Origin of the sequence: Dietzia aurantiaca (assembly GCF_021033825.1) — a bacterium.
In the GTDB taxonomy this organism is placed as follows: Bacteria; Actinomycetota; Actinomycetes; order Mycobacteriales; family Mycobacteriaceae; genus Dietzia; species Dietzia aurantiaca.
The window spans coordinates 506,161-523,199 of sequence record NZ_JAIFXZ010000001.1 but is presented as its reverse complement, the minus strand read 5'-3'; the positions used below and the strand labels follow the sequence as shown (position 1 = coordinate 523,199).

Below are 17,039 nucleotides of genomic sequence, written 5' to 3'. Positions count from 1 at the left end.
GTCCGCCATAGTGGACCCAGTGGTTCGGGTGGGGCATCCCACAGGGACCGGCTCGGCGGCCCGCCGGACCGGTGCCGCCACCCGTGAGGAGCGTGAGAGCGCGTGGACGATTCCACCACCCACGACGGCGGCCCGGCCCGCCCCGTCGAGATCGAGGGTGCGGCCCCTCGTCCGGCTGCGTCCGATCGCCGCCGGTACCGGGTGCGGTCACGCTGGATCTACACCGCCGTCGGGATCTTCATGGGACTGGCGGTGCTGTACGGGTTCGACCTGGTCAACAGTATCGGCCGCGTGCCGCGCGGAACCGAGGTCGCGGGGATCAACGTCGGTGGGATGCGCACCGTCGACGCCGAACAGCGCCTGATCACGGAGTTGGGGCCGCGGGTCGACGAAGAGGTGGACCTGCGCGCCGGCGTGGTGTCGACGACACTGGACCCCCGGGCGGTCGGCTTGTCCGTCGACTGGCAGGGAACCCTCGACCGCGCGGGCGAACAGCCGCTCAACCCGTTCACCCGCCTGATCAGCCTCGTCTGGACCCGCGACGTGGGGATCGCGAGCGTTATCCCGGACGAGCGCCTCACCAACTTCCTCGAGCGCCTGGCGCTGCAGGCCGACTTCGAGCCCCGCGAGGGCGCCATCTGGTTCGACCAGGCGAAGGTCCGCTCCGCGATCCCGCTGGACGGGCAGCGCCTGGAGATCGAGAACTCGCGCGACGCGGTGTTGGAGAACTGGCTCAACGAGGACGGTGTGGACCTGCCGGTCGAGTTCACGCCGACCGAGACCGACGCCGACGAGGTGCGCGCCCTCATCCGCGAGGTGGCCGAGCCCGCCGCATCCCGCGACGTCACGCTGCTGGCCTCGCGGCTGCGCCCCGACGGCGCCGAGCCGCCCACCGAAACCATCCCCACCAGGATGCCGGTCCCGCCGCCCGCCCCGGGCCAGCCGCGCGCCAACCCGTCCGAGCGTGAGATCGAGATGGTGGTCCGCGACGACCCCGATGCGGTTCCGGTCGTGTTCCCGAGGGACCGGATCGGCGAGTACCTGTCCTTCGTCCGCGAGGGCGCCGAACTCGAACCCCGCTTCGACGCCGATGCCGCCAAGGGGCTCCTCGAGCCACTGCTGGAGGAGACCGAGCAGGAAGGCAGGGACGCCACCTTCTCGTTCAGCGGCGACACGGCCACGGTCGTGCCCGCCGTCCAGGGGCGCACCATCGAGTGGGGGCCACTGCTCGGGGCGCTGCCGGGTCAGCTCACCGACCTCGAGGGACCGCGCGTCATGCCCGTCAGCTACGTCGGCCGCGACCCGGAGCTCAGCACCGCGGACGCCGAGAAGGCCGGGATCCGCGCACCCGTCGGCGAGTTCACCGTGACGGTGGGCGCGAACGGCCAGGCGCAGTCGATGATCGCGGAACTGGCCGGGCACTTCATCCCCGCCGGCGAGAGCTTCTCAATGGAGGCGGTGGCCGGAACCGCGTCCGGGGACGCCTCCGCGGACGCCGTGGCCACGGCCCTGTTCAACGCCGCGCTGCAGGCCGGCGCCCAGGACATCCAGCGGACCGCCAGGGGCGTCGACAGTGCAGCCTTCCCCGTCGGCCGCGACGCCACCGCCTCAGCGGACGTGGGCTTCCGCAACGCGCAGGGCACCGCGCTGGTGATCGACGCCTCCGCGAGCGCGAGCTCGGTGACCGTCCGCCTGTGGGGTACGCCCGAGTACGACGTGCGCATCTCGACCTCCCCGCGCACCAACATCCAGCCGCCGCGGACCCGGGTCGTGACCACGGCCGGCTGTACCCCGTCCGCGGGCGAGGACGGGTTCACCGTCAGCATCACGCGGGTGGTGATGCGCGGGAATGACCGGGTCAGCTCGGACAGCTTCTCGTCGACGTACCCGCCCCGCGACCGGATCGAGTGCCGGGGGGACGACGCCCCTCCCGCACCCGGCGAGGACGCCCCGCCGCCGGGACCGCCGGCTCTCGAGATCCCGGGGCTGCCGCGCATCGAACTCCCCGGCATCCCCGGGCTCCCCGGCAACTGATCGCGCCCGGCCTCGTACGCCCACCCCCTTACGCCCACCCCTTTACGCCCCGCGCCCCGCCCCGACTGAGCAACCGCCGTTGCAAGACCCGAGCCCCCGCGGTTGCACGACATGCGTCGCGAGTTGCCTGACAACAGGTGCGATCTCCGGCGTGGATTCCGCACCATTTGTCGTGCAGCCGGGATGGGATGTCTTGCAACCAGTGGGCGGGGTGGGGGTTGCCGGTGACGGGCCGCGCGCGGGTCGGGCGAGGGCGGCCTGGTCGCGGACGGGGCGAGCTGAGTGGCGGGGCTGAGTGGCGGGGCTGAGGGGCGGGCGGCCAGAAGACAGTGGGCCCCACGCCGTGGTGGCGTGGGGCCCAGAGTCGGCTCAGGCGCGGGGCCCGTCCGGGACGCGCCCGCTCAGAGTGCTCGTGCGCCTTCTCCGTCGGCGCGGTCTAGATCAGAACGCGGCCTCGTCCAGCTCCATGAGGTCGTTGCCGAGGTCGGCGACGATCCCGCGGGTGGCGGTCAGCAGCGGGAGCTCGTTCTTGGCGAACCAGCGGGCCGCCGCGATCTTGCCGTTGTAGAAGGCCTTGTCGTCGTCGTCGGCGCCCTCGAGGGCTCCGAGCGCGACCTCCGCGCCCTCCAGCAGACGCCAGCCCATGACCAGGTCGCCGAAGGCCATCAGCACGCGCACCGACGCCAAGCCGATGGTGTACAGGCGCTTCGGCTCCTCCTGCGAGCCCATCAAGTGCTCGAAGCAGGTGCCGAACATGGCCTCGACATCGCCCAGGGCGGTGCCGAGCCGCTCGCGCTCGGCGGCGAGCGCGCCGTTCGAGTTGTCGTTCTCCAGGAACTTCTTGATCTGCGCCGACACGTGGCCGACGGCGGTGCCGCGGTCGCGGGCGATCTTGCGGAAGAAGAAGTCCTGCGCCTGGATCGCCGTGGTGCCCTCGTAGAGGGAGTCGATCTTGGCGTCACGGATGTACTGCTCGATGGGGTAGTCCTGCAGGAAGCCGGAGCCGCCGAAGGTCTGCAGCGACTCGGTGAGCAGCTCGTAGGCACGCTCGGAGCCGACACCCTTGACGATCGGTAGCAGCAGGTCATTGACGCGGTGGGCCAGCTCGGCGTCGGCGCCGGAGACGCGCGCGGCGATGGTGTCGTCCTGGTGGGCGGCGGTGTACATGTACACGGCGCGCAGACCCTCGGCGAACGCCTTCTGGCGGATCAGCGCGCGGCGGACGTCCGGGTGATGCGTGATGGTGACGCGCGGGGCGTTCTTGTCGGCCATCTCGGTCATGTCGCCGCCTTGGACACGCTCCTTGGCGTACTCGAGCGCGTTGAGGTAGCCGGTCGACAGCGTGGAGATGGCCTTGGTGCCGACCATCATGCGGGCGTGCTCGATGACGTCGAACATCTGACGGATGCCCTGGTTGAGCTCGTCGCCGCCGATCATCCAGCCCTTGGCCGGGACGCCGTGGCCGCCGAAGGTCAGCTCACACGTGGTGGAGACCTTGAGGCCCATCTTGTGCTCGACGCCTGTGACGAAGACGCCGTTGCGCTCGCCCATCTCGCCGGCCTCGAAGTCGAAATGGAACTTCGGCACGAAGAACAGCGACAGGCCCTTGGTGCCGGGGCCGGCACCCTCGGGGCGGGCCAGGACCAGGTGGAAGATGTTCTCGAACATGTCGTCCGAGTCGGCCGAGGTGATGAAGCGCTTGACGCCCTCGATGTGCCATGAGCCGTCGTCCTGCTTGACAGCCTTGGTGCGGCCCGCGCCCACGTCGGAGCCGGCGTCCGGCTCGGTGAGGACCATGGTGGCGCCCCAGCCGCGCTCGACGCAGGTGGCGGCCCACTTCTTCTGCTCCTCGGTGCCGTTCTCGTACATCACGGCGGCGAAGGACGGACCGGCCGAGTACATGTAGGCGGCGGGGTTCGCGCCGAGCATCATCTCGCCGGTCGCCCAGACCAGGCTGCGCGGGGACGGCATACCGCCGAGGTCCTCCGGGAGGCCCATGAGCGAGTAGCCGGCGTCGTACCAGGCGGCGAAGGACTTCTTGAAGTCCGCCGGGATCGAGACCGAGTGGGTCTCCGGGTCGAAGACCGGCGGGTTGCGGTCGGCGGAGGCGAAGGACTCGGCGACGGGACCCTCGGTCAGCGTCTGAACCTCGCTGAGGATGCCCTTGGCGGTCTCCGTGTCCATGTCGCCGAACTCGCCGGCGTCCAGTGCCTCGTTGATTCGCAGGACCTCGAAGAGGTTGAACTCGAGATCCCGGACGTTGCTCTTGTAATGACCCATATCGGTCTTCTCCGTTCGGAGTGCGGTGTCATGGATTTGGTTATGCCGGTCGAAACGCTGCAGGTCGCGGCCGCATGCCGGAACCTACTCGCCGGTAACAAGATCGATGCTAATGCGTTGTCAGCAAACAGTCCAAGGTGAGGGATGGCTCTGTTTTCCCGGTGATCATCCCGCAGACCTCGGGCCGAGTCGTATGTGCTGGTCACGATGAGCGTGAGAGTGGGGCATCATCGGCATATGTCAGATATCCAGCCGAGGTTCCCCGGTCCGTCGTCGGTCGTCGGTGCCGCGACCCGCCTCGTCGAGTGGGAGATCCGCGTCGCGCGGTACATGTGGTCCATCCCCGCGCGCATCGCGCTCCTGCTGGAGGATGCCGAGCTGATCGTGGCGAGGGTCAATTCGATCATCGCCAATATCGACCGCGCGGTGGCCGCGGTCGATCAGGTCATCCTCGCCGCGGCGAACTCGGTGGACGAGGTCGACGACACCGTGGCCCGCGTCGGCCGGACCGTCACGCGCGCGGAGCTCGCGGTCGGTGCGGCGGAAGGGATCGTCGCCCGCGTCGAGACCGCGGTGAGCAGGGTCGAGCCGGTGGTCGACAGGGTAGAACCGATCGTCGGCCGGGTGGAGACCGTTGCCGGCCACGTCGAGGGGTTGGTGCTGCGGGTGGATTCGGCGGTGACCGACGCCGAGGGGTTGGTGCTGCGCGTGGGTTCGGCGGTGGCCGACGCGGAGGGGCTGGTGCTGCGCGTGGGTTCGGCGGTGGCCGACGCCGAGCAGCTCGTCGTGCGGGTGGATTCGGCGGTGACCGACGCCGAGGGCCTGGTCGTCCGCGTCGACTCGACCGTGGGCGACGCCCAGCAGCTGGTGAGCCGGGTCGGCGCCGCGGTCGGTGACGCCGAGGAGCTCGTCCTGCGGATCGATTCCGCGGTGGGCGCCGCCGAGCAGCTGGTGCTGCGGGTGGACTCGACAGTCGGCTCCGCCGAGGGGCTGGTGCTGCGCGTGGACTCGACCGTGGGGGATGCCGCGCAGCTGGTGCGCCGGGTAGCGACCGCGGTCGGCGACGCCGAGGACCTCGTCCTGCGCGTCGACTCGACGGTGGATTCGGCGGACGGGCTCGTCGTGCGGGTCGACTCAACGGTGGGCGCCGCCGAGGGCGTCGTCCTCCGAGCTGACTCGACGGTGGGGGACGCCGAGCAACTCGTGGAGCGCGTGACGCCCGTCCTCGAACTCGTGGAGACCACCGTCGCGGAGGTGCGCCCCGTCCTGGAGGAGCTGCTCCTCGAGGAGGGCGTCCTGTCCGATCAGGCCAGGCTCATCGCCACCCGGGTCACCGAACTGCTGGTGGTGGCCGACGACGTGGCCACCAAGCTCATGCCGGTCGTGGGGCGGGTCGCCGACACCGTGGACTCCGACGACTTCGAGGCCGTCCTCGACGTGATCGACAACCTGCCGGCGATCATCAAGGCGGTGGAGACGGACGTCCTGCCGGTGGTCAGGTCTCTCGACACCGTGGCGCCGGAGCTGTCCGAGATCCTCGTGGTGGCGAACAACTGCCTGGAGGCGCTGAACGGCATCCCGGGTTTCCAGCGCCTGCGCCGCCGCGGCGGGGAGGGCAACAACAGGCTGACCTAGTCGGTCTCGCGGTCGACCGGCCGGCCCGCCGTGGTCGGCGCTAGGACCGCGCCGCCCAGCATGTGGCAGGTGGCCAGGGCGAGCTGGGTGTCCATCCGCCGGGCTCCGGGTGGTCGGCCCAGCTCCTCCTCGGCCTTGGTCAGCCGGTACTTGACCGTGTTCCGGTGCAGGAGCAGCCGCGCGGCCGTGTCTGAGTAGTTCTCGGCGGACTCCAGGAACACCCGCATCGTCTCGCGCTGCCGTGCGGCATCGTCGGTGTCCCGGGCGAGGGACCCGAGCACCTCGCCGACCCAGCGACGGGTGGCGGGCAGGTCCTCGGCCAACCTCGCGATGACCGGAATCCCGTCGTCGGCGTACGAGACCACGTGGGCGTCGGACGACGTGGACACGCGCGCGACGGTGGCGGCCTGCGCCGCCTGGGCGCGCGTCCTCCGGAATCCCTCGACGCCGTCGGCCGGCGCGCCGAAGGAGATGCGTGCGCGCGGGATCGCGGCAGCGATCGGCGCGACGGTGGAAGGGCGGGGAGAGGGACGACGACGATCCCACCCGAACCACACCTCGGCGGTCGCCCGATCGGTGACGACCGTCAGGGGCGGCTGGATCACCGTCAACCCGGAGGCCAGGTCGCGCACCACGTCCGACAGCAGGCGTTCCTGATCGCGGGCGGACCCGAAGTCGTCGATCCACACCCGGCAGCCGAGATGGCCCTGGTCCAGACGGTATCCGGTGGTCGTCTCGAACGCGGCGAGGTCGGTGTACTCGCCATTCAGGGTGCTGCGGACCAGTGAGTTGATGGACCGGGCAGCCCGGGTGTGGGAGGACTGCACCTCGTCCTCGTAGGCGGCGATCACCGTCCGGGTGATCTCGTCGACGTACTGATACAGCCATCCGGCCAGGTGGTGGTAGAGCGGCAATTGCTCGTGCGGCTCGCACTCGACCTCCTGGACCTGGTCGAAGATGTGGGCCAGCAGGGTGTCCGAACCCACGTGGTAGGCGCGGCGCAGCGGAGCACCCGGGACGCCGTGGCGTGCGAGCTCGACCGCGTAGCGGACGGCGTCCGGGAGCGGGGGCAGGTCTTTCGGCTCCCGGGACGTGGCGAGCAGGCTGACGATGACGTCGACGTTGTTGCACACGCTGGAATGCAGCGACGCGCGCAAGTCGTCGTCGTCGAGCTCCCCGACCGCGTCCTCGATCGCCGCGGTCATGCTCTCACTGATCTCCGCGGTCCCGGTGCTGAGCCGCTGCCCGATCCGGCAGGCGAGTTCGCGGAGCCGCTCCGGGTCCTGCGGCGTGGTGATCAGCATGACGTCATCGTGCTGCGCCCGCAGTCACCGCGACCCCAGATACGCCAGGGCGGAGCGTGCGGCGTTCCACCCCGCCATCCCGTGGGCGCCGGCGCCGGGCGGGGCCGCCGCAGAGCAGAGGTACACGCCCGGGATCCCCGCGGAGTAGGGGTTGAGGGCCACCCGAGGGCGGAAGACCAGCTGGAACGGCGTGTTGGCGCCGGTGACGATGTCGCCGCCGACGAAGTTGGGGTCGTACTGCTCGATCTGCTGGGTCGACAGCGACCGGGTGGAGCGGATCCGGTCCCGGAAGCCCGGTGCGAACCGCTCGACCTGGTCGATGATCGTCCGAGTGGCATCACCGGTCCACCCGGCGGGGACGTGGGCGTAGGCGTCGACGGGATGGACGTCGTCCTTCGCGCGGTCCGGGTCGGCGACGGACTGCTGCCCCACCAGGATGAACGGACGCTCCGGCATCTCCCCGCGCACGACCCGCCGTTCGGCGTCGGCGATCTCGGGAAGCGTTCCGCCCACGTGGACCGTGCCCGCACGTCGCGAGGGCTCGTGGGCCCAGGGGATCCCGCCCTCCACGGCGAACGCCACCTGGAACGCGGCGGGGCCGTGCCGGAACCGTCGATAGGCACGGCCGACCCGCGGGGGCAGGTCGCCGCCGAGGATGTCGGCGGCTGCGGAGGGGGAGGTGTTGAGCATGAGCAGGTCGGGGCGGCCCACCTCCCGATGGTCCCGAACGGAGACGCCGGTCTCGATCCGGCCTCCGAACTCGGCGAGGCGGGCGGCCATGGCGGTGGTGATGGTGGACGAGCCGCCGGCCGCCACCGGCCAGCCGTAGCGGTGTGCGGCGGTGCCGAGGGCGACGCCGATCGCCGACGACATCACCGACCCCAGGGGGCGGAACGAGTGCGCGGCGACGCCGGCGAACAGCGCCCGCGCCTCCTCCGACTCCCAGCGGCGGGCCAGGAGGGCGGCGGGAAGCGCCGCGTACAGACCGAATCTCGCCAGCGGGACCGGGTGGCTGGGCACGTGAACCAGCGGCTGCAGGAACTCGTCGACGATCTGGGGGAACCGCCGGGTCAACGGTCCGAACATCCGGCGGTAGGACTCGGCGTCGTCGTCGCCCAGTTCCCCGGCGGTGCGGTCCACCGACCGCCACACCGACGCACCACGTCCACCGTCCAGCGGGTGGGAGTACTGGACATCCGGCAGGGTCCAGCGCAGGCCATGGTTCTCGAGGCCGAACTGGCGGCTGAAGCCGGTGTCGACGGCCAGTGGGTGGAAGCCGGAACAGTGGTCGTGCAGCAGGCCCGGCAGCGTCAGCTCGCCGGACCTGGTGCCGCCGCCGATGGAGTCGGATGCTTCCAGGACGGTCACATCGACTCCACCGGCGGCCAGTGTCAACGCGGCTGCCAGACCGTTGGGCCCGCTTCCGACGATGATTGCTGAGGGCATGGGATCAGTTCTATCCCACCGTGGACTCGTCGCGACGGGTCACGGCGGACCTGTCGGCGAGCGGCCCCTCGGCGTCGGGGTTGGCGGGCACGTCCGCGGCCGCCCGCTCGCTGGCCGGCAGGTACTCCGGGTGCCGCCAGGTCACGGTGTAGGCGATCGGGCCGTTCGGCAGCCAGGGCTGCTCCTTGACCACGTCCCGGACGTCGTAGTGACCCCGCTCCACCACACCGAGCGCCGCGTCGATGACCCGGTACTCGATGGTCTTCTTGTGGAGCGGCTGCGACTCGGTCCAGACGCTGAGGAACTCGCCCGGCTCGAAGTTGCACCGCTTCTGAACGGCGGCGATGGTGCGCTCGTCGAACAGGTGGCCGTCTCCGAACTGCCAGCCCGAGAAGAAGGTACACATGACCTCGCCCTCGCGGAACCGGTAGTTCTCCATGCTGTCCAGGACGTCCGGGAAGATCGACATGTGCCCGCGACCCTGCGTGTTCATCATGCGGAACGCGGTGGTCTTCTGCAGGAACATCTCGGCGCCGGCCTCGCCGAACAGTGCCGACAGCTGATGCTTCGGCGAGGTCATGGAGGTGACGAAGTCCGGGTTGTCCAGCTTGGCCTCGCAGCCGTTGTTGCGGAACGCCATGGTGGAGTTCGCCCAGTTCCCGGCGTACTGGCGCATCGACATCAGGAACGAGATCTTGTCCGGTCGGAAGTTGCCGATGATGGGCAGGGTGAGCGTGAGCACCGCGGCTGCGACCACGACCCAGACGCTGCTCGCGTCCCACAGGGCGTAGCCGTCGCCGGCGAAGAAGCCCAGGAACACCACCGGCGTCGCGAACACGTAGAAGAGGTTCCACTCCTGCGGCATGGCCAGGGCGAACATCGAGTAGATGAACACGTGGAAGCACATCATGAAGGCGGCGGCCAGAACCGCGACCGTCCAGTTGGTGGTGAACAGCAGGATGATGGGGACCACGAACTCGACGATCGTGCCCATCACGTGTGCGGCGAACCACGCGACCCTGGTCGGCATGAGGTCGTTGGGCGCGTCCTTGTACAGGGAGCGCCGGAGTGCCCTGGACTTGATCAGCGGGCCGTTGGTGAGCATCGTCTGCACGGTCGGCGTGAAGTGGTAGCCGATCTTGGACAGGAACGCGCCCCACCAGACGGCGAACATCGCGATCTTGGCCACGATGATCATGTCCACGCTGCCGCCGCCGTAGAGGGTCAGGAAGCCGAAGCCGAGCATGATCACCGAATACTGCTCCGGTCGGGACGCGAGGAACGTGACCCGGTCGCGCAGGCCCAGCACCAGCTGGATCGCCACGTAGGTGAGGAACGGCCAGGCCGGGACCAGGCCGGCCTCGCTGTAGGCAGCCGCGGTCTGCTGGCCCGGGAGCACCAGGCCCAGCACGAGGGTGCCGAGCATGGCGGCGTACAGCGCCACATCGATGGCCCGGCGCTCGTCACCCCTGGTGAACGGCACCTTGTCCGGCCACGGCGGAAGCCGCAGCGTGCCGGTCCGCATCCAGTAGCGGTAGCCGGCGGTGTTGGGCTTGAACTTGAAGGCGAGCGGCCCCCACGATTCGTTGAATCCGGTGGCGGACCAGAGGATGACCCAGATCATCGCCTTCTGGTAGACGATCAGCTCGCCCCACCAGGCCCCCAGGTCCGTCAGCGGCAGGCCCGGCGTGGAGAGCCCGATCGCGAGCCATCCGCCGAGGAAGAAGAACAGGCCCTTGACCAGATACAGCGAGTGCATGATCTTCGGTGCGCCGAAGCCGTAGTCCACCCAGTGCTGGGCGAGTAGCTTCATCCGCTCGAAGACCGGGATCGATTCGAATTTCTCCGGATCGATATCAGGAATGTCGGCCTGGAGGAACGCCATGGGAACTCCTTGTGTGGGCAGGGGTGAGGAAAAGGGCTGGTCTCGGGGGCTGTGGGGTGGACGCGGGGAGGGATCAGGTGACGAGCGACGCCCGGAGGCCGGGCTTGTCGATCTTTCCGACGGGGTTCTTGGGCAATTCCGGGGTGATCGTCACGTGGACGGGGACCTTGACGCGGGTGAGGTGCTCGGCACTGTGGGTGGTCACGGACTCCGGCGTCAGGTCGGCTTCCGGGTAGGGGACGACGAACGCCACGGGAACCTCGCCGAGCACCGCGTCCGGGCGGCCGACCACGGCAACCTCGAGCACTCCGGGGAGGCTGCCGATCGCGGACTCGATCTCCTTGGGGTAGAGGTTCTCGCCGCCGCGGATGATCATGTCCTTGAGCCGGTCGACGATCGAGAGGTAGCCGTCCGCGTCGAGAACGCCCACGTCACCGGTTCGTACCCAGCCGTCCACGAGGGTCTGTTCGGTGGCCTCCGGATTGTTCAGGTAGCCGGCCATGACGATCGGGCCGGTGATCAGGACCTCCCCGGGGCTGCCGGGGGGCACGTCCTCGAGGTTCTCGTCGACGATCCGGATGCGCTGGCCGGGGAGCGCGGGGCCGACCGTGCCGGGTTTGCGCGGTCCGTCGATCGGGTTGACCGCGGAGGCGCAGGTGGCCTCGGTCAGCCCGTACCCCTCGAGGATGGGGGCGCCGAGGAAGTCCTCGGCCGCCGCGAGGAGCTCGCGGGTCGCCGGGGCCGCCCCGCACACGGCGAACCGGAGCGAGGACATGTCCGGGCTCCGGCCCTCGGCCTGGGTCAGCAGTAGCGCGTAGATGGTCGGCACCGCGGAGAAGTACGTGGGTCTCAACTGCTCGACCCGGTCGAAGAACGTGGACGCGGAGAAGGTCCCGATGATCGAGAGTTGGGCGCCCACACGGAGCGGGGCCAGGAGGCTGACCATCAGAGCGTTCACGTGGAACAGCGGGAGGACGAGCAGGCAGTGGTCCTCGGCCGTCATCGCCATCACGTCCGCCATCGACCCCGACATCGCCGCGGCGTTGGAGTGCGTGAGCATGACGCCCTTGGGTCGGCCGGTGGACCCGCTGGTGTAGATCACCAGCGCCAGGTCATCGCCCCGGAGGGTGACGGGCTCGAGCGTGACCCCGCTCCCGGCGGCCGCCTCTAGTTCATCGACGCCAATCGCCGGTCGGCCGCCCGTGGGCCCGTCGGGGCCGGCGTTCACCACGAGCGCGGCCCCGGCGTCGTTGATCTGGTGATCGGCTTCGGCGCTCGTGAAGTTCGGGTTGATCGGCGTGGCCGCCGCACCGAGGTGCCAGGCGGCGAAGATCGTCAGAACCAGCTCGCTCCGATTGGGCAGCATCACGGCGATGACATCGCCCCTGGATACGCCCAGGTCGCGGAACCTGGAGGCCACGGCCTGCACTCGATCATCGAGTTCGCGGAACGACATCTGAGTGCTGTCGTCGCGGACGGCGGGCGCGTCGCCGAACCGCTCGGCCAACACTCCTGACAGATACTCGAACTCCACATCGACTCCTCGCCGGTGACCTGTGTGACCTAGGACACTACGGTCGGGGCGCCGGACAATCATCAGTGGATGTGACGAAGTTCACTGTCGATATTGTGCACTGTGCACTGGTCGGGCGGAATGGGTCCGGCCCCGTGGGGAGGGCTCCGTCAAATGACGAATGTCCCGGATCAACGAGGATCCGGGACATCACATGGAGCCGATGACGGGAATCGAACCCGCGCTGTCTGCTTGGGAAGCAGAAGTTCTACCATTGAACTACATCGGCACTGCCCGCTCGGGCTGATTCAGGTTAGCACGCCGCCCGCCGCGGATCACCGCCGCGGGTCGGGCGCGCTGCCCCTACTTCTCGTCGGTTCCGGGCTTCTCGGCGGACTGCCGCTTTGCGGCGGCGGCCTTGCGGCGCGCACTCGACGTCATGGGCCGCCTGGGCTGGTCGAGCGAGGCGCGGGGAACGAAGCCGAACCCGATGCCCCCGATCACGGCCACCGCGATCGCCCCGATGATCCACGGGGTGAGCGACATGTAGCTGGTGATCCCCATCAGCACGATGAGTACGGCCAGTCCGACGCAGACCCACGACCACACGGTCCAGCGCCAGACGTACTTGGAGGGCTCTTCCCTGAACTCGTCCATGCGCCCCATTTCACCACGTCAGCCGGGGTCGGCGCACATCCGGTCGCCGCGGCCGGGGCCCCTGGGGTCCCCCGCCCGCCCGGCGGAGGACGTTGATGTGTCCAGTTTCACGCACCCGTTTGTTACTGGCGGGTAGCATTTCGGCCGACGAGAGCGCTTAATAAGGAGGGCGGTCCGTTTCAGGGGTCGGGGTATCGACCGGCGGATGCCACCCTGCCCTGGAGGTGTTCGATGACCGACGTGACGCAGCAGCCTATTGCCGAGCGTGTCCGCACGGTGCTCGCCCGCGGCGCGGCCGGAAGGATCGAGGCCGGGATCCTGCGCCGTCCACTGCGTTCGGCACGTGTGCGTGACGACGGCGTCGTTGTCCTCGTCGTCGACGTCAACGGCGTGTCCCGCGCCGTCGGGGACGAGGCCCGCGTGGCCGCCGTGGGTGCCTCCGCGACCGTCGAGATCGTGGACTCCGTCTGTACCGGGCGCTGCCGTGGTGCCGCCCCGCGACCGTCGTTCGCGCTGGACGGCCGGCAGGTGGCACGCCCTGAGGGGTGCGACGACGACTGCGCCGTCATTCGCGGGATCGTCACGATGTCGGGGATCGTCACCGCGTCGTCCGATGCACGTCGCCGCCGTCTCGTGGCTGCGGACGGTGGCTCGATGAGCCCGTCCGGGGGTCCGGGTTCCCTGCGCCTGAGCGAGTTGCAGCCGCTGGAGATCACGTACCTCGGCAGTGACGGCGTGGACCTCGTCTCCCGCGCCGAGCTCGCCGCGGCGCCCGTCGACCCGATCGGCGTGGACGAGCAGGCCTGGCTCCGCCGGATCGGGGCGGACGCCGGATGGGCGGCGCGTCTGGCGCTGCGTGCCGGACGGCAGATCGCCGGCACCGACCCGCGGATCGTCGGCGTCGACGGCCGCGGCCTGGACCTCGACGTGGTCTCGGCCGGCGGCGGGTTCCGCGAGGTCGTGCGAGTGCCGTTCTCGCAGGTCTGCCTCGATCCCGAAACGCTGCGCGCCGAGCTCGAACTCCTCGATTCCTGACCCTGTCGGACCGGCCCGCGCGGATAATTTTCTGCTGAGTTTCCGCCAAGCCCTTGCGTTGTAGGTGAGCCTTACCTAAGTTGATCGGCGCGGGTAGTCACGTCCCCGCCCCCGCACCGTTCCGGCGCCAATCCCTGAGGCGCCGGAACGGGCCGGGTACCGATTCCACGAGAGGGGTTCGACTCCATGCGATCACTGGTGGGACCCGTCCCCGAACCCGCCGAGCGCGTTGGTTCCGCACTCCGCCGCTGTGGCCGGGCAACGCTGACCATCGGGTCCGGCAACCCTGCCGCCACCGTGACGCTGGCGCATCACGCCCCCGGGACGGCCGACCTCTGGCTGGTCATCCCGGTGGCCGACTCCGCCGCGATCACCGCCGGGGGGCTGCACGCCCGGCTCGAAGTCCTGGACGTGATCCTCGGAGGGGTCGCGGACGGTCGGTGCCGTCGTGTCGTCGTCGTCGAAGGCCGGGTCGAACTGCCCGGCGGCCACGCGCAGCGCCACGTCGCCACCCACATCGCCGTGGACCTCCCCGACCCGTCGCTGCTGGGCGTCGGCGGCGACCTCGCGTTGGTGCGGCTCCGCGCCGACCGGATCGTCCTCACCGACCACGACGGCGTCACCGACATCGAGCCCGACGACCTCGCCACGTCGGGTCCCGACCCGTTCGCCGACCTCGAGGGGCACTGGCTCGACCACCTCAACGATCCGCGCTGCCGGATCGTCCCGCGGATCGCCATGCGCGTGTGCCGCTGCCTGCCCGCGCAGCGACCGCTGCTCGTCGGAATCGACCGCGCCGGCGTGGACCTCGAGTTCACCGACCGCGACGACAACACCCACCGGCAACGGCTGCCGTTCGCCGAGGCGTGCACCGAGGTGGCGGAGTTGGGGACCCAGATCAGGTTGCTCGCCGGCGGGCCGCGGTACCCTCTGGATCGTGCTGCTCTCCGACCGTGACCTTCGTGCCGAGCTCGCCGACGGGCGGGTCGCGCTCGACCCGTTCGACCCGTCGCTGATCCAGCCCTCGAGCATCGACGTCCGGCTCGACCACCGGTTCCGCGTGTTCAACAACTCGCGCTACACCCATATCGACCCGGCGCAGCAGCAGGACGAGTTGACCGAACTGGTCGAGGTGTCAGGCGGCGATCCCTTCGTCCTGCATCCCGGCGAGTTCGTCCTGGGAGCCACGCTCGAGCGGCTCGAACTGCCCGACGACCTGGCCGGACGTCTCGAGGGCAAGTCCTCGCTCGGGCGGCTCGGCCTGCTCACCCACTCCACGGCCGGGTTCATCGACCCCGGTTTCGGCGGGCACATCACGCTCGAGCTGTCGAACGTGGCCAACCTGCCCATCACCCTGTGGCCCGGGATGAAGATCGGCCAGCTCTGCCTGTTCCGGCTGTCCAGCCCCGCCGAGAACCCGTACGGCAGTTCGGCGATGGGCTCCAAGTACCAGGGCCAGCGCGGGCCGACGGCGTCGAAGGCGTACCTCAACTTCCAGTGACCGCGCGCCGGGGCCGGCCCGGTGGTCCGCGCGCACGTCGGCTGGGCGGATAGGGGCCGTTCGGGGCCGCCGAGAGTTCATCGGACGTCGCCCGGCGCGTCATTCCGAGTCCTCCGACCGGTTGACCGGGGTCGATAGCATGACGACATGCGTATGACCGTCTTCGGAACCGGATACCTCGGCGCCACCCACGCCGCCTGCATGGCCGAACTCGGTCACGAGGTGCTCGGGGTGGACGTGGACGCGGTCAAGGTCGATCGGCTGTGTCGGGGCGAGGTCCCGTTCTTCGAGCCGGGCCTGCCCGAGATCCTGTCCAGGCACGTCGAGTCGGGCCGGCTGCGCTTCACCACCGACTACGCGGAGGCCGCGGAGTTCGCGGATCTTCACTTCATCGGGGTGGGCACGCCCCAGCGCAAGGGCGACTTCGCGGCCGACATCTCGCACGTGGAGGACGTGGTGGCGCGTCTGGCGCCGCTGGTGAGCCGGGACGCGGTGGTCGCGGGGAAATCGACGGTGCCGGTCGGGACGGCGGTGCGGCTGCAGGAGATCGCCGACCGCTCCACGGCTGACGGCGTGCGGGTCGACGTGGTGTGGAATCCGGAGTTCCTGCGCGAGGGCTTCGCCGTCGAGGACACCCTGCGGCCGGGCCGGATCGTGGTGGGCCTGTCCGATCCGGAGTGCGCGGCCAGGGCACTGATCGACGAGGCGTACGCGCCGATCATGGAATCCGATCCGTGCCCGGTGATCGTCACGGACCTGGCCACCTCCGAGATGGTCAAGGTGAGCGCCAACGCGTTCCTGGCCACCAAGATCAGCTTCATCAACGCCGTGTCGGAGGTGTGCGAGGCCGCCGGCGCCGACGTGACCGTACTGGCGGACGCGATCGGGATGGACCCGCGCATCGGGCCCAAGTTCCTCGGCGCCGGCCTGGGCTTCGGCGGCGGCTGCCTGCCCAAGGACATCCGGGCGTTCATGGCCCGCGCCGGTGAACTGGGCGCGGCGCAGGCACTGACGTTCCTGCGAGAGGTCGACACGATCAACATGCGGCGACGCGACAAGATTGTCGACCTCGCGGCCGAGGTGTGCGGCGGGACGGTGATCGGCAAGACCGTGGCGGTGCTGGGCGCGGCGTTCAAGCCGAACTCCGACGACGTGCGGGACTCGCCGGCGCTCAACGTGGCCGGCATGCTCTCGCTCAAGGGTGCGCGGGCCGTGGTGTACGACCCGCAGGCGCTGGACAACGCCCGGGCCCTGTTCCCCACGCTCGCCTACGCCGACTCGGCGCTGGAGGCGTGCGAGGGCGCGGACGTGGTGCTGGTCGCCACCGAGTGGGGCGAGTTCGTGGAGCTGGACCCGGCCGCGGTCGCGCGGGTCGCGCGCGGCCGGGTCCTGCTGGACGGCCGCAACTGCATGCCGGGCGAGCGGTGGCGTGAGGCGGGCTGGACCTACCGGGCTCTGGGCCGGGGCGTGTCCGCGCCCGCCGACGCCCGGGCAGTCGCAGGAGCGCAGGCTGCCGTTGCCGGAAGCGCGGCCCTCGCCCGGGTCTGACCACCTCTGCGTATGCCCGGTCGCGTGGCCCGGTCGCGTCTGCCCTGACCTGTGCCACCCCAGCCGCGTTGCCGCGGTTTGGTGGCGCCACTGCGACGTTTCGGGCTGTTCCTCGCAGTGGTGCAATCAAGCTTCACCGTAGTGTCGACCAATCGCGGGGCAAGGGCGGGCAGGGCGGTCCGGCACCCCGTCGAGAAGAGG

General features: G+C 70.1%; 12 protein-coding genes and 1 tRNA gene. 6 read left to right on the top strand and 7 right to left on the bottom strand.

The features are described from left to right. Positions 1–102: 102 nt before the first annotated feature. The gene (locus tag K3888_RS17800) at positions 103–2,034 is read left to right on the top strand and encodes a VanW family protein (RefSeq protein WP_230928631.1); all 1,932 of its coding nucleotides are present in this window, start codon (positions 103–105) and stop codon (positions 2,032–2,034) included. 441 nt (positions 2,035–2,475) lie between these two features. On the opposite strand, the gene K3888_RS02480 is transcribed toward K3888_RS17800, so the two are convergent. After that, positions 2,476–4,314: an acyl-CoA dehydrogenase gene (locus tag K3888_RS02480; RefSeq protein ID WP_230928630.1), complete on the bottom strand. Its 1,839-nt coding sequence runs from the start codon at positions 4,312–4,314 to the stop codon at positions 2,476–2,478. 237 nt (positions 4,315–4,551) lie between these two features. On the opposite strand from K3888_RS02480, the gene K3888_RS02475 reads away from it, so the two are divergent. Next, positions 4,552–5,949: a hypothetical protein gene (locus K3888_RS02475; protein WP_230928629.1), complete on the top strand. Its 1,398-nt coding sequence runs from the start codon at positions 4,552–4,554 to the stop codon at positions 5,947–5,949. On the opposite strand, the gene K3888_RS02470 is transcribed toward K3888_RS02475, so the two are convergent. The 6 genes from K3888_RS02470 to K3888_RS02445 all read right to left on the bottom strand — a co-directional run bounded on the left by K3888_RS02470 (position 5,946) and on the right by K3888_RS02445 (position 12,754). After that, the gene (locus tag K3888_RS02470; protein WP_230928628.1) at positions 5,946–7,253 is read right to left on the bottom strand and encodes a PucR family transcriptional regulator; all 1,308 of its coding nucleotides are present in this window, start codon (positions 7,251–7,253) and stop codon (positions 5,946–5,948) included. The two genes, K3888_RS02475 and K3888_RS02470, sit on opposite strands and share 4 nt — an antisense overlap. A 24-nt stretch (positions 7,254–7,277) precedes the next feature. Continuing rightward, positions 7,278–8,699 (bottom strand): phytoene desaturase family protein, encoded by a 1,422-nt coding sequence (locus K3888_RS02465; RefSeq protein ID WP_230928627.1) that lies wholly within the window; start codon positions 8,697–8,699, stop codon positions 7,278–7,280. Positions 8,700–8,709: 10 nt separating this feature from the next. Beyond that, entirely contained in the window at positions 8,710–10,584 is a 1,875-nt protein-coding gene (locus tag K3888_RS02460; RefSeq protein ID WP_230928626.1) for a DUF3556 domain-containing protein, read from the bottom strand. 73 nt (positions 10,585–10,657) lie between these two features. Next, on the bottom strand, positions 10,658–12,118 hold the full coding sequence (locus K3888_RS02455) for a class I adenylate-forming enzyme family protein (RefSeq protein ID WP_230928625.1): 1,461 nt from the start codon (positions 12,116–12,118) through the stop codon (positions 10,658–10,660). Positions 12,119–12,312: 194 nt separating this feature from the next. Further along, positions 12,313–12,386 (bottom strand) — tRNA-Gly (locus tag K3888_RS02450). Between the two features lie 74 nt (positions 12,387–12,460). Beyond that, positions 12,461–12,754 (bottom strand): hypothetical protein, encoded by a 294-nt coding sequence (locus K3888_RS02445; protein WP_230928624.1) that lies wholly within the window; start codon positions 12,752–12,754, stop codon positions 12,461–12,463. A 231-nt stretch (positions 12,755–12,985) separates the two neighbouring features. On the opposite strand from K3888_RS02445, the gene K3888_RS02440 reads away from it, so the two are divergent. The 4 genes from K3888_RS02440 to K3888_RS02425 all read left to right on the top strand — a co-directional run bounded on the left by K3888_RS02440 (position 12,986) and on the right by K3888_RS02425 (position 16,838). Next, positions 12,986–13,789 carry a hypothetical protein gene (locus K3888_RS02440; RefSeq protein WP_230928623.1) on the top strand — a complete coding sequence of 268 codons (804 nt, stop codon included), beginning with the start codon at positions 12,986–12,988 and terminating at the stop codon, positions 13,787–13,789. A 186-nt stretch (positions 13,790–13,975) separates the two neighbouring features. Continuing rightward, positions 13,976–14,746: a DUF2470 domain-containing protein gene (locus tag K3888_RS02435; RefSeq protein ID WP_230928622.1), complete on the top strand. Its 771-nt coding sequence runs from the start codon at positions 13,976–13,978 to the stop codon at positions 14,744–14,746. Then, entirely contained in the window at positions 14,727–15,290 is a 564-nt protein-coding gene (gene dcd / locus K3888_RS02430) for a dCTP deaminase (protein ID WP_230928621.1), read from the top strand. Before K3888_RS02435 ends, dcd begins: the two co-directional genes overlap by 20 nt. 147 nt (positions 15,291–15,437) lie before the next feature. Further along, positions 15,438–16,838 carry a UDP-glucose dehydrogenase family protein gene (locus tag K3888_RS02425; protein ID WP_230928620.1) on the top strand — a complete coding sequence of 467 codons (1,401 nt, stop codon included), beginning with the start codon at positions 15,438–15,440 and terminating at the stop codon, positions 16,836–16,838. Positions 16,839–17,039: the final 201 nt, after the last annotated feature.

Excerpts from the sequence above, each read along its gene's own strand:
- K3888_RS02480 (WP_230928630.1), bottom strand. The coding sequence starts at position 4,314 with ATGGGTCATTACAAGAGCAACGTCCGGGATCTCGAGTTCAACCTCTTC.
- K3888_RS02475 (WP_230928629.1), top strand. The coding sequence starts at position 4,552 with ATGTCAGATATCCAGCCGAGGTTCCCCGGTCCGTCGTCGGTCGTCGGT.
- K3888_RS02470 (WP_230928628.1), bottom strand. The coding sequence starts at position 7,253 with ATGCTGATCACCACGCCGCAGGACCCGGAGCGGCTCCGCGAACTCGCC.
- K3888_RS02465 (WP_230928627.1), bottom strand. The coding sequence starts at position 8,699 with ATGCCCTCAGCAATCATCGTCGGAAGCGGGCCCAACGGTCTGGCAGCC.
- K3888_RS02460 (WP_230928626.1), bottom strand. The coding sequence starts at position 10,584 with ATGGCGTTCCTCCAGGCCGACATTCCTGATATCGATCCGGAGAAATTC.
- K3888_RS02445 (WP_230928624.1), bottom strand. The coding sequence starts at position 12,754 with ATGGACGAGTTCAGGGAAGAGCCCTCCAAGTACGTCTGGCGCTGGACC.
- K3888_RS02440 (WP_230928623.1), top strand. The coding sequence starts at position 12,986 with ATGACCGACGTGACGCAGCAGCCTATTGCCGAGCGTGTCCGCACGGTG.
- K3888_RS02435 (WP_230928622.1), top strand. The coding sequence starts at position 13,976 with ATGCGATCACTGGTGGGACCCGTCCCCGAACCCGCCGAGCGCGTTGGT.
- K3888_RS02425 (WP_230928620.1), top strand. The coding sequence starts at position 15,438 with ATGCGTATGACCGTCTTCGGAACCGGATACCTCGGCGCCACCCACGCC.